The sequence below is a fragment of the Pseudomonas asgharzadehiana genome, from assembly GCF_019139815.1.
GTDB classification, from domain to species: Bacteria; Pseudomonadota; Gammaproteobacteria; order Pseudomonadales; family Pseudomonadaceae; genus Aquipseudomonas; species Aquipseudomonas asgharzadehiana.
In genome coordinates this window covers 2829713-2842717 of record NZ_CP077079.1, presented here as the reverse complement: position 1 = coordinate 2842717, position 13005 = coordinate 2829713, and the positions used below count along the sequence as shown (strand labels likewise).

The following is a 13005-nucleotide window of genomic DNA, read 5'->3' as shown; positions in this document are numbered from 1 at the left end:
CCTCAGGTCGCCTTCACCTTCAAATGCCGCGCGTACCAGGGGCGCTGCGGCACCCGCTTGAACAAGCCCTTGAGCGCGTCTTCATCGGCGCCGAAGGTAATGCGCAGCGCGAGCTTCATGGTTTCCGGGGCCATCTCCATCGAGCGCCCAATCTGCAACCCCGGCGTGGTACTGCAGCCATGGGTGTCGGGCCCCAGCCACGGGTCGCCGACTTCGACCCAGCGCCCCGGCGCGAACCAGGCCACGCCGTTGACCTCCAGGCGGTTGACCTCGCCTGGGTGGAAGCGCTCGTGGGCGCGATACCAGTCTTCGATACGGTCGTCGATCCAGCCGTGGAAGTGCCAGAACACCGGGTTGACGTGGGAGGAGAACGGGTCGCCGAGGAAGTCGTTTTCCGCCGCATACCAACGCGCAGCGAAGTCCGCAGGGTCGCGGGCAAAAGGCACGGGCGCGCCGTTGGAAGGGTCGCGGGGCACCGAGGCCCAGCGCATGTGCAGCCAGTCGTGCAGGCCCAGCTCCATTTCGGAACCGAGTTGCCCCAGGGTGAATCTGGCCAGGTAGCGTGGGTCGCGGTACTGGGATTCCCAGACCTGGAAGTTGCTGTGGTAGGTCTCGGCCGCCTTTATGTCGCTGACCCATTGGGTGTATTCGCTGTCGTCCGGCGCCGACCAGGTGGGCGGCAGCGCGAAGCCGTCGTGGTTGTCGAAATAACGCACGAAACCCAGGCGGTCGCGCTCCAGCGCCGGCTGCGGCTCGGGAAACGCCGGCCACGACGGCAAATCCTGCAGGGCGCGCGCCGTGCCGAGCATATGCCGATGCATGAAAAAAAAGTCGATGCCCGAACCGTTACGGTCCTTGTGTTTGCCCCGTGCGTCGCGTTCCTTGCCCCGGGGGCCGGGTTGCCAGCCAATGCCTCGCAGGGCGTCGCGCTTGTCTTCGGAGAGCTTGTGCCACTGGTCGCGAGTGGCGTGCCACAGTTGGTGGAACAGCCGGTGCTCGGGGGCGATCAGCCAGGCCAGCAGGGTCGGGTTCAGGCCGATACGCTCGCGGGCTTCGGGAAACACCTGCTTGTGGGCGATAAAACGGTTGTCCCGCTCCGTCAGGGCCAGGGCGCGATTCAGGTCCAGGATCTGGCCGCTGAGCGTGCCGCTGCCGGCATTGCCGAAGTCGGCCCAGACCTCGTCGAGGGTCATCTTGAACTCATAGGCGGGCGCGCCATCGGCCGCATCGCGATCGATCAGGCGCCAATAGAGCAAGGCACCCTCGCCCGTCAGCACGTCACCCAGCACGCGGTAGCGCGGTTCGCCGTCGGCACGCAGGTGGGCGGCGGTATCCAGGTAGCCGCGCAGGCCACGGCCACGGGGGGCGATGTCGAGCATCAGCTCCAGGCCTTGCAACGGCAAGCCTTTGAGGCCCGCATCACGACCTTCCAGGCGCAGGCTCCAGACCCCACGCAAGCTGTTCGCCAACTGCTGGCCGGCGGTGTCGGCCAGGTCTACCGTGGCTTCGCCGGGGGTGATCGGAAACTCTTCCGCACGCGTCAACTCGCGATGGGCATAGAAGGCTGCCGGCACGGCCGCGCCGGTCAGCGCCAGGCCTGCGATGAACCCACGTCGAGAGATGGTCATTGTCTACCTTAGGAAACGGTTTTATCAGAGCTAGAACGTTTGCAGGCCGGGGAAATTTACCGCCCACCGGCCGGCGCCTAAATTTAAGCGCCCAGCACTCGTTCTTCCCTGATAGCGAAGGCCTCAACTGACTGAGATGGCAATGACAAAACCACGTTCGAAAAAGGCGCTGTATATCGGCTTGCCGCTGGCACTGGCCATCGGGGCCGGTTACCTGGTCTGGGATCACTGGTTCAAGGGCAACGCCGGCTACCCGCTGGAGGTGATCAAGCAGGCCAATGAGCTGCAGGACCGCCTGCTGTCGTTCGACAGCCATATCACCGTGCCGGTGGATTTCGGCACCGCCGGCAACGAGGCGGACAAGGACGGCAGCGGCCAGTTCGACCTGGCCAAGGCCAGTCGCGGCCGCTTGTCCGGTGCCGCCCTGACGATCTTCGGCTGGCCGGAAATCTGGAACGGCGCCAACGCACCGCACAAGCCCACCGAAGGGTTTGTCGAAGCGGCGCGCCACGAACAGGACGTGCGCTACAAGATCATCAGCGGCCTGGTGCGCGACTTCCCCAATCAGGTCGCCATCGCCTATACCCCGGATGATTTTCGGCGCCTGCACGGCGAAGGCAAATTTGCGATTTTCATCAGCATGCTCAATGCCTACCCCCTGGGCAACGACCTGAACCAGCTGGACCTGTGGGCCGCGCGCGGCATGCGCATGTTCGGCTTCAGTTATGTGGGCAATAACGCCTGGTCGGACTCGTCGCGCCCGCTGCCGTTTTTCAACGACTCGGTGGACGCGCTCGACGGGCTGTCGGACATCGGCAAGCAAGCGGTGCAGCGCCTCAACGACCTGGGCGTGATCATCGATGTGTCGCAGATGTCGACCAAGGCCCTGGAGCAAGTGGCACAGCTGAGCCGCACGCCAATGGTGGCGTCCCACTCGGCGCCACGGGCGGCGGTGGATATCCCGCGCAACCTCAGCGACAAGGAGTTGCAGTTGATCAAGCACAGCGGCGGCGTGGTGCAGATCGTGGCCTTCTCCGCCTACCTGCGCCCGCTGAGCCAGCCGACCCAGGACAAGCTCAACGCCCTGCGTGCCCGCTTCGACTTGCCGCCGCTGCCCAACCTGGCCATGGCCCTTATGCCGGGCGACGCGATCATTGCGGCCTGGCCCGAACACAAGTTCGGTGAGTACGCCAGCGCGCTGTACGCCATCCTCGATGAAGAACCCAAAGCCACCCTCAAGGACCTCGGCGACGCGATCGATTACACCGTGCGCAAAATCGGTATCGACCATGTCGGCCTGTCTTCGGACTTCAACGACGGCGGCGGCATCGACGGTTGGAACAATGTCGGCGAAATCCGCAACGTCACCGCCGAACTGATCCAGCGTGGCTACTCCGAGGCTGATATCGCCAAATTGTGGGGAGGCAACTTCCTGCGGGTGTGGGACCAGGTACAAAAAGCCGCCAAGCCATTGGCCAATCGTTAACCCTGCGCGAAGTAAGCCCATGACTAACCGCCGTACGTTTCTCAAGCAGGCCGGCGTCATCGCCGCCAGCCTGCCGCTGGGCACCGCCCTCTTGCCTCCTGCCCAGGCCGCCACGCCGCAAGACCCATGGACGGGGTTCAAGCAGCTGTTCAACCAGGACCCGAGCTACCTGCACTTCTCCAACTTTCTGCTGGCCTCGCACCCCAAGCCGGTGCGCGATGCCATCGAACGCTACCGCGCGCAGATCGATCGCAACCCTGGGCTGGCGATGGACTGGGACCTGCAGGAAACCTGGAAACGCGAAGGCCAGGTGCGTGAGTGGGCCGGTCGCTACCTCAAGGCCACGCCCGCGCAGATCGCCCTTACCGGCAGCACATCCGAAGGGTTGGCGATGATCTATGGCGGGATCAAGCTGCGGCCGGAGCAGGAGATACTCACCACCGTACACGAGCATTACGCCACCCAGAGCGTGCTGGACTTTCGCGCGCTCAAGCAAGGCACTCAGGTGCGCCGGATAGCGCTGTTCAACAGCGCCAACCAGGTGTCCACCGATGAAGTGCTGGGCAACATCCAGCGCGCCATTCGCCCCAATACCCGCGTATTGGGCATGACCTGGGTGCAGTCCGGCAGCGGTGTGAAACTGCCCATCGGCGAAATCGGCAAGCTGGTGCACGAACACAACCGCCACCGCGACGAGCAGGATCGCATCCTGTATGTGGTCGACGGCGTGCACGGCTTTGGCGTGGAAAACCTCGACTTCCCCGATATGCACTGCGACTTTTTCATCGCAGGCACCCATAAGTGGATGTTCGGCCCGCGGGGTACCGGCCTGGTCTGTGCCCGCGAAGCCGAAAACAAGTACGTCACACCGATGGTGGCCACGTTCTCCGAAGACCAGGACTTTGCCACCACCATGACGCCCGGCGGCTACCACGCATTCGAGCATCGCTGGGCAGCCGACGAGGCCTTCAAGCTGCATTTGCAATTGGGCAAGGCACAGGTGCAGGCACGCATCCATGCGCTGAATACCGAACTCAAAGATCAATTGCTGGCACAGCCACAGGTCGAACTGGTGACGCCGCGCAGCCCCGAACTGTCCGCCGGTTTCACCTTTTTCCGGGTCAAGGGCCGGGACAGCGACGCAGTCGTGGCCCACATGATGAAAAACCGCGTGGTGATCGATGCGGTGGAACGCGATGTCGGCCCGGTGATCCGCACCGCCCCCGGCCTGCTGAACAACACCGATGAAATCCAGCGTTTCATGAGCCTGCTACGCCAGCGCGCATGACACCCACTTTCCCTTTGAACGAGAGGCTCAGATGATCCCAGCCCGACTCAAACCCTTGACCGCCCTGGCGCTGACCGCCTTGTGCGGCGCCCTGCTGCCCAGCCTGGCCCAGGCCGCCGCGCCACAACCGGGCAAAGTGTTCAAGGACTGCAAGGACTGCCCGGAAATGGTGGTGCTGCCCGCAGGCACCTTCACCATGGGCACCCCGGAAGACGAAGTCGGCCGCGAACCGGATGAAGGCCCGATGCATGAGGTGACCTTCGCCAAGCCGTTCGCCATGAGCCGCTTCCACGTCACCGCCGCGGAGTGGGACAGCTATGTGCGCCAGACCGGCGTAAAAATCGCTGACGGCGACACCCGGCCCGGTCGCGAATGCATCGCCAGCAAGCCGCGCTACCCGCAAGGCCCACGCCAGCCGGCGGTGTGCATGGACATGGACGACATAAAAAACTACGTAGCCTGGCTGTCGAAAAAAACCGGGCAGTCGTACCACATGGTCAGCGAGGCCCAACGCGAATACGCCGCACGCGCCGGCTCGACCGGCCCCTTCCCCTTCCCTTTCGATGAAGGCAAGGGCTACAGCATCGCCAAGCACGCCAACACCTATGGCCCTGCGGATGGCTACAGCTATTCGTCACCGGTGGGCAGCTACCCGCCGAACGCATTTGGCATGTACGACATGCATGGCAACGTCTACGAGCGCGTCGCCGACTGTGAGCACGCCAACTACATCGGCGCGCCAACCGACGGCAGCGCGTGGGTGGAACCCAATTGCGAGGGGTATCAGATTCGCGGCAACGACTGGGGCGAGGCGCCGGTATTTTCACGCTCGGGCAACCGCAACACGATCTACCCGCAGACGCGGGGGGACTGGATCGGGTTCAGGGTTGTGCGTGATCTCTGACGGGGTTTGAGCCTGGTCGAAAAAATCCCTCGCCGGCCATCGGCGAGCGGCTAAATTTAGCGCCTGGCCAGACGTTTCACTGGGTATCTGTCTCGATCCCCAAGGAACTCACCCGTCATGTCCCAGCCCAAGCGCGGTGCAATTCATGAATTGTTCACCCTACTGAAACCCTTTCGATGGGTGGTCATCCTGTCCATCCTGCTGGGCATGGTTGGCGGCCTGAGCGTGACCACGCTGCTGGCGACCATCAACAGCGCGCTGCATGCTGAAACCGGTCTGACCCAAGCCGTGGTGCTGCTGTTTGGCGGGCTCTGCCTGATGGCCTTGTTCAGTTCGATCTGCTCGGATATCGGCACCAACTACGTAGGCCAGCACATCATCGCCAAGCTGCGCAAAGAACTGGGGGAGAAAGTCCTCTCGGCACCGATCGAACAAATCGAGCGCTATCGCAGCCACAGGTTGATCCCGGTGCTGACCCACGATGTCGACACTATCAGCGACTTCGCCTTCGCCTTCGCCCCCCTGGCCATTTCCCTGACCGTCACCCTCGGCTGCATGGGCTACCTGGCCATGCTTTCATGGCCTATGTTCCTGCTGCTGGTGGTGGCGATCATCATCGGCACGGTGGTGCAGTTCCTGGCCCAGGGTGCGGGTATCAAGGGGTTCATGGCGGCACGGGACGCCGAGGACGAGTTGCAAAAACACTACAACGCCATTGCCGAGGGTGCCAAAGAGCTGCGCATCAACCGCCCGCGCCGCCAACGCATGTTCGTGTCGGGCATCCAGGCCTCCGCCGACTTCATCTGCAAGACCCAGGTGCGGTCGATCAACACCTTTGTGATCGCCAAGACCTTCGGCTCGATGCTGTTTTTCGTGGTCATCGGCATGGCACTCGCGCTGCAAACACTGTGGCCCAGCGCGGACAAAACCGTGATGAGCGGTTTCGTACTGGTGCTGCTGTATATGAAAGGCCCGCTGGAACACCTGATAGGCACGCTGCCAATCGTTAGCCGGGCAAAAATCGCCTTTGGTCGTATCGCCCAACTGTCCGAACAGTTTTCATCGCCCGAGCCGCACCTGCTGCTCAATGCTCAAGGCGAGCAAGCCTGCCCGGTGCACAGCCTGCAATTGAACAATGTCAGCTACACCTTCCCGGCCGTGGACGGCAACGCGCCGTTTACCCTCGGCCCGGTCAACCTGAGTATTCGCCAGGGCGATATCGTGTTTATCGTCGGCGAAAACGGCTGTGGCAAAACCACGCTGATCAAGTTGCTGCTGGGGCTTTACGCGCCGCAACAGGGCGAAATACTGCTGAACGGGCAGCCCATCGATCCGACCAATCGCGATGAATATCGCCAGCTGTTCACCACGGTGTTTGCCGATTACTACTTGTTCGATGATGTGGTGCAGGGCGACCAGCAAATCCCCGAGGACGCCAATAAATACCTGGAGCGCCTGGAGATCGCCCACAAAGTCAGGGTCAAGGACGGCAATTTCACTACCACCGACCTGTCGACCGGGCAGCGCAAACGCCTGGCCCTGGTCAACGCCTGGCTGGAAGAACGCCCGGTACTGGTGTTCGATGAATGGGCCGCGGACCAGGACCCGACGTTCCGACGGATCTTCTACACTGAGCTGCTGCCCGACCTCAAGCGCCTGGGCAAGACCATCATCGTGATCTCCCACGATGACCGCTATTTCGATGCCGCCGATCAACTGGTCAGAATGGAAGCCGGAAGGGTACGGGTCGAGGCCGACGCCGTGGCCTGATCGGCACCGGCACGCAGGCGCGTCAGTAAAGCCCCTGGGAACTGGTGTTCCAGGGGCTTTTTCATGGGTGGGCTAAATTGCTGCGTACCTGGCTCGTATTTAACAGCAGCGAAGAACAGTACCGACGCACCACGTCTTCGCCGTCGCTATTGCCTGTTTCCCTTTAGCTGGTTTTTTGGAGCTTTTGATCCGGTTTTGCTTACGCGGCGCGTCTAATAATAATTCTTATTAACTAAAAGTCTGCCAAGACACCACTGGAGCCCTTTCACGCAATGAACACCCCAACTCCAAGCTGCTCTGCGACAACCGCCCTACGACCGATATTCAAGAAAACCCTGTTGGCCAGCGCCATGGTGGGCATGGTGCTGGCCTCCAGTCAGTCCCAGGCCACTCCTGTTGCATTGAATATTCCGGCGCAACCCCTTTCCAGTGCGTTGCAGGCCTTGGGCCATCAAGCCGACCTGCAAATTCTATACGGGGCTGACACGGTAAAGGGGCTGCAGTCGGCACCGGTGAACGGCACGCTTGAGCCCGCACAGGCACTTGATACCCTGCTGGGGAGCAGCGGCATCAACTATCAGCAAACCGGTAACACCATTTCGCTGACACCGCCCGGTACCGGCTCTTCGTTGCAACTGGGTGCCATCAGCATTTCCGGCAAGGCACCCGGCTCAACCACCGAAGGTACTGGCTCCTACACCACGGACTCCTCCAGCAGTTCGACCCGGCTGAATATCCCGCTCAAGGAAACGCCGCAATCGATCACCGTGATCACCCAGCAACGTCTTCAGGACCAGCACCTGACCAACCTGACCGATACCCTGGAAGCCGTTTCCGGCATTACCGTGGTGCGTGAAGGCCTGGGCGCCGATACCGACAGCTACTACTCGCGCGGTTTCGCCATCAACAACTATGAAATCGATGGCGTGCCCACCTCCTCGCGTCTGGACAACTACACCCAGAACACGGCCATGTATGACCGCATCGAAGTGGTCCGTGGCTCAACTGGCCTTATCAGCGGCATGGGCGACCCGTCCGCCACGATCAACATGATCCGTAAGCGCCCCACCGACGTGGCCCAGGTGAGCATTGGCGGTGAAGCCGGCAGTTGGGACCGCTATGGCGCCAGCGTCGACGTGTCCGGCCCGTTGACCGAGACCGGCAATATCCGCGGCCGCCTGGTAGTGGACTACAAGAACCAGGGCGCCTGGATCGACCGCTACAAGCAAGACAACAACCTGGTCTACGGCATCACTGAATTCGACCTGTCGGACACCCTGCTGCTGACCGTCGGTTTCAGCTACCAGACCCAGCACACTAACCAGCCACCGCGCAGCGGCTTCCCGCTCAAATACAGCGATGGCAGCCTTACCGACTTCAAGCGTTCGTTCAACACCAGCGCCGACTGGTCCTACTACGACCACGAGCAAACCACCTTCTTCACCTCCCTTGAAAAGCAGTTCGAGAACGGCTGGAGCGGCAAGGTCGAGTACAGCCGCAACGAAAACAAATACGACTCAGAAATCGTCTACCTGGCGGGAGACATCGACAAGACCACCGGCCTGGGTGCCTACGTCATGCCCAACAAGTTCCAGGGCAACCCGATCCAGAACGCAGTGGATGCCTACCTGACCGGTCCGTTCCAACTGTTTGGTCGTGAGCACGAGTTGATCACCGGCGTGACCTTGTCGCAGATCCGCAACGAAAACGCACCGGACTACGGCGGCTGGGTTCGTCCCGGCGGCAGCTACGACGGCACCATTGGCGCGATCGGCGACTGGAACGGCAATGTCGCCAAGCCGGACTTCGTCAATACCGGCCGCCAGGACTTCGAAGAGAACCAGTACGGCGCCTACCTGACGTCGCGCTTTCACCTCAACGATGACACGACGCTGATCGTCGGTGGCCGCGTAATCGATTGGAAGCAGGACGACGAGACCCGCTACTTCTCGGGCGACGTGACCCAATCCAATCGTAAGGAAACCGGGGTCACCATCCCATACGCCGGCCTGGTCTACGACCTGAGCGAGATCTGGTCCGTGTACGCCAGTTACACCAAGATCTTCAACCCGCAGTCGTTGCAGACCACCAGCGGTTCCTACCTCGACCCACTGGAAGGCACCGGCTACGAAGCCGGCGTGAAAGCGGCATTCAACGAAGGTCGCCTCAACACCAGCCTGGCCCTGTTCAAGGTCGAACAGGACAACCTGGGCATTGCCGATGGCAGCAACCTTACCCCGTCCGGCTGGCAAGCCTACAAAACCAGCAAGGGCACCACCACCCAGGGCGTGGAATGGGAATTCAACGGCGAACTGGCCGAAGGCTGGCAAGCGGCGGGCGGTTACACCTACAGCGTCTCCACCGACCAGGATGACAAGCGCATCGCGACCCAGATTCCGCGCCACAGCTTCAAGACCTTCACCTCGTACCGCCTGACCGGTCCGCTGGATAAGCTGACCGTCGGCGGCGGCATCAACTGGCAGAGCAAAACCGGCTTCGACCTCAAGTACTACGAGCAGAAAAGCTATGCGGTCACCAACCTGATGGCGCGTTACGACATCACCAAGAACCTGTCGGCATCGGTCAACCTGAACAACGTGTTCGACAAGGAGTACTACTCCACCACCAGCGCCGGGGTTTACGGCGCGCCACGAAACCTGATGACGTCGTTCAAATACAACTTCTGATCACACCTCGGGCTCCGGTAGTTCAGGAGCCCCTCTCAATAAAAAGGCGCATCAGCTTGGCTGATGCGCCTTTTTATTGGTTGCGATATTCAACGTGAGGTTTAACGGGACAACAGACACGCATTAAAAATGCATCACAACCTGACCGAACGGACAGTAGCAATAAACGCCTAAAACCCGGACATTCGATTTCTCACAAGAACTTAAATTCGTACCAAGGAGAGTCCTATGTCAGGATCAGGTGAAGGGCCCATTGAGTTGGGCCTTACTGAAATCAATGCCGTAAATGAATTACCCATTACTATTCCTGGCGGAATCGGCAGCGGGGGTAGTGGGGCCAATGCAACCAAGATCAATAATGAAGTCCGAACTATAAAAGCCATTGACCTTACGGCCAACAAACTTATTGACACATTGGACACTCATTACATAGCCGAGATCGATAAAAACGATAAAAATCTGTTAGTAGCCACTGAGGCTACGCTTACCGAACTTGAAGGGACGGCTGGTACCGGTAGCCAGTTGCCAATGGAGAAAATAAACCTCCGACTGGAAGCCATCAACAAACTGACAGCCTCGAAAAGCACGGAGCTTGAAATTCAAAAGAGTATTGTCAGTGCTTATTTCTATAAAGACCCGTTGACAGATACTCGAAGGAATGTAGTCGGTACATTCGGCACTCAACTTGGCCGTCAAGGAAGAGATAGGAATCACGCCAGCTTCATTCGTTCATATCAAGCGGCTTATGCAGCTAAACTGATCCAAGCACAAATTGACGTGCTCAACACGCAAGCAGCGGCGGCACGACAGGCATTGCTTGAGGCGCGCCAGATTCAAGCGGCCAACCGGTTTTCTGTATCCGGCCCAGCGGCAAAGGCCGGTGCGTTGCTTGTCACCACCGCCGGTACCGTGATTTCGGTGGAGACAACCACACTCTCGCTTCGCGCTGCGGTCAGTGCGGCCATCGCCGCACTCAATGGTTTGGTTGCCAGTGTCGGCGCTGGACTTATCGTGGGTATTTCAGCACTTTTCTACTCGCCAAAACTCGCGAATGGCGAATTGCCCGAACGCTACACGTTCAGTACCCCGCTCTCAGACCTCCTACCCGATACAACGGATGATCTAAGCGCTATTGCGGCGGAAGGTGGCACGATTGACTTGCCTTATCGACTCAGCTCAAAAACCGCCGCCAACGGGCAATCAGAAGTTTTCGTAGTCAAGACCGATGGGGCCATACTGCCTTCGCGCGTGAACGTCTTGGCAGCGACCTATGACGCGCAACAAAATCTGTATAGCGTCACGACGGCAAACACACCGCCCCGTACCCTGACGTGGACGCCTATCGTTGAGCCGGGCAATAACTCGTCCACCACACCCGCCGAACAGAGTGAACCTGCGATCTACCCCGGCGCCACGGTAACGCCCATTGAAGGGCGAACAGATATATTCCCTGGAGTAGTCGAAGCCAGCTTTGATGATTTCATCACAGTGTTCCCTGCAGATTCGGGAATCCCTCCAATCTATGTGATGTTCAAGGATAGACGGGAGGATCCTGGGGTGGTGACAGGAAATGGACAACCTGTAACGGGCAACTGGTTGGATGCTGCATCGCGAGGGGAAGGCGCGGCTATCGCATCGCAACTTGCTGATCAATTGAAGGGGAAAGAGTTTAAAAACTTCAAAAGTTTCCGAAAATTCTTTTGGACTATAGTATCTCTTGACCCCGTGCTATCGGCTCAATTCAAAGGCGCGAACAGGACGCTGATTAAAAATGGAACGTCTCCTTTCACAATTCCCAGCGAACAAGTTGGTGGACGTGGCCAATTTGAAATTCATCATATTATTCCCGTTCACCCCTCCGGGGCTGTATACGACATTGACAACATGCGCATCATGACACCTAGGCTGCACATCCAAACCCACTCAAAAAAAGGGGATCAATAACATGCTATTGAAAGAAAAGTACGAGGACTACACAGAGGCTGAATTCCTCGAACTGCTTGAGGAGTTTTTTACAAACAAACACAACCTTGAGGATGACGCACTTGGAAAACACATCAATACACTCGCAAACCACTTTACGAAAGTCACAGAACACCCAGAAAAAAATGGCCTTATCTTCTATCCGGCAGAAGGCGTAGAGGATAGCCCTGCTGGCATTCTTAACGTCGTCAAAAAATGGCGAGCCGCCAACGGCAAACCCGGCTTCAAACAGCCCTGAACCTACAAGCTCCCTACCGCACGTGACGGCAGGGAGCCGGCTCCTCCTCCAACCGTTACGCGAATACCTCCCGCAACGCCTGCGCGATCTGTTCCTGCGCTTGCTCAGCCTCGTCAATGATCGCCCCCATGCGCAAGAAGTCATGGGTCATGCCCGGGTACACCGTCACCTTTACCAACGCCCCGCCCTCGCGTAGATGCGCAGCGTAGGCCAGGCATTCGTCGTGCAGCGGATCGCATTCGCCCAACACCATCAACGTTGGCGCAAGGCCTGGAGGCACCGCGCCGAGCAGCGGTGAAAAGCGTGGGTCGCGGCGATCGGCGACGTCGCGCTCGTACAGCCCGTAGAACCATTGCAGCGTGTCTTTTTCCAGCAGGTAACCCGAGGCGTAACGCTCCAGTGAGGGTGTGCTGCGGCTGGCGTCAGTCACCGGGTAAATCAGCACTTGCAGGCGTGGCTGGACCGCCGCGCGTTCGGCGGCCAACTGCGTGGCCAACACCGCCACCAGGCTACCGCCAACGCTGTCACCGGCCAGCGCCAGGCGGCGGGTGTCGATGCCCAACTCGGCGCCCTGCTCTACCAGCCACTGCCAGGCGTCTGCGGCATCGTGGGCGGCGGTGGGAAAACGCCATTGCGGTGCCAATCGGTAAGCCACGGACACCACCGCGCAGCCGGCGATTTCAGCCAGGGCGCGACACAGGGCATCGTGAGAATCAAGGCTGCCGACCACGTAACCACCACCATGAAAGTACAGCACGGCCGCCGAAGGCGTGGCTGGGCTCAGTGGGCGGGCACTGTATAACCGCGCAGCCAACCGCTGACCATCACGGGTCGGGATGCTCACGCTGTCGACCTGCTCGAGGTCGGCGGCACCGGCGTCCATCATCTGCGATGAAAGGTCGAATTGTGCTCGCGCCTCTTCAGGCGACAACTGATGCATCGCCAGGTTTTTTCCCGCCGCGCGACCGCTGTTTACCAACTCAAGAAACGCGGCGATATCAGGATTCAATGACATATAAAA

Annotated in this window: 9 protein-coding genes; 7 read left to right on the top strand and 2 right to left on the bottom strand. The window is 59.9% G+C overall.

The window, feature by feature from the left end; genetic code table 11:
- Positions 1 to 2: 2 nt before the first annotated feature.
- Positions 3 to 1628: a pyoverdine maturation tyrosinase PvdP gene (gene pvdP / locus KSS96_RS12915; RefSeq protein ID WP_217856393.1), complete on the bottom strand. Its 1626-nt coding sequence runs from the start codon at positions 1626 to 1628 to the stop codon at positions 3 to 5.
- A 142-nt stretch (positions 1629 to 1770) separates the two neighbouring features.
- Here pvdP and pvdM point away from each other — a divergent pair, with 142 nt between their 5' ends.
- From pvdM to KSS96_RS12880, 7 genes are all read left to right on the top strand, one after another.
- Positions 1771 to 3114 (top strand): pyoverdine-tailoring dipeptidase-like protein PvdM, encoded by a 1344-nt coding sequence (pvdM, locus tag KSS96_RS12910; protein ID WP_017530298.1) that lies wholly within the window; start codon positions 1771 to 1773, stop codon positions 3112 to 3114.
- A gap of 19 nt (positions 3115 to 3133) precedes the next feature.
- The gene (pvdN, locus tag KSS96_RS12905) at positions 3134 to 4402 is read left to right on the top strand and encodes a pyoverdine-tailoring periplasmic protein PvdN (RefSeq protein WP_017530297.1); all 1269 of its coding nucleotides are present in this window, start codon (positions 3134 to 3136) and stop codon (positions 4400 to 4402) included.
- 31 nt (positions 4403 to 4433) lie between these two features.
- Positions 4434 to 5306 carry a dihydropyoverdine dehydrogenase gene (gene pvdO / locus KSS96_RS12900; RefSeq protein ID WP_017530296.1) on the top strand — a complete coding sequence of 291 codons (873 nt, stop codon included), beginning with the start codon at positions 4434 to 4436 and terminating at the stop codon, positions 5304 to 5306.
- 117 nt (positions 5307 to 5423) lie between these two features.
- Positions 5424 to 7076 carry a cyclic peptide export ABC transporter gene (locus KSS96_RS12895; RefSeq protein WP_065878297.1) on the top strand — a complete coding sequence of 551 codons (1653 nt, stop codon included), beginning with the start codon at positions 5424 to 5426 and terminating at the stop codon, positions 7074 to 7076.
- A 272-nt stretch (positions 7077 to 7348) separates the two neighbouring features.
- Positions 7349 to 9763 carry a TonB-dependent siderophore receptor gene (locus KSS96_RS12890; protein WP_065878296.1) on the top strand — a complete coding sequence of 805 codons (2415 nt, stop codon included), beginning with the start codon at positions 7349 to 7351 and terminating at the stop codon, positions 9761 to 9763.
- 228 nt (positions 9764 to 9991) lie between these two features.
- Positions 9992 to 11707 carry a pyocin-S2/colicin E7-DNase domain-containing protein gene (locus tag KSS96_RS12885; RefSeq protein WP_068934733.1) on the top strand — a complete coding sequence of 572 codons (1716 nt, stop codon included), beginning with the start codon at positions 9992 to 9994 and terminating at the stop codon, positions 11705 to 11707.
- Between the two features lies 1 nt (position 11708).
- Positions 11709 to 11984, top strand: coding sequence for a bacteriocin immunity protein (locus KSS96_RS12880; RefSeq protein WP_065878292.1), 276 nt, complete (start codon positions 11709 to 11711; stop codon positions 11982 to 11984).
- 55 nt (positions 11985 to 12039) lie between these two features.
- Here the strand turns inward: KSS96_RS12880 and KSS96_RS12875 are convergent, their stop codons facing one another.
- Complete coding sequence (locus KSS96_RS12875; protein WP_065878290.1) at positions 12040 to 12999, bottom strand: alpha/beta hydrolase; 960 nt, start codon at positions 12997 to 12999, stop codon at positions 12040 to 12042.
- Positions 13000 to 13005: the final 6 nt, after the last annotated feature.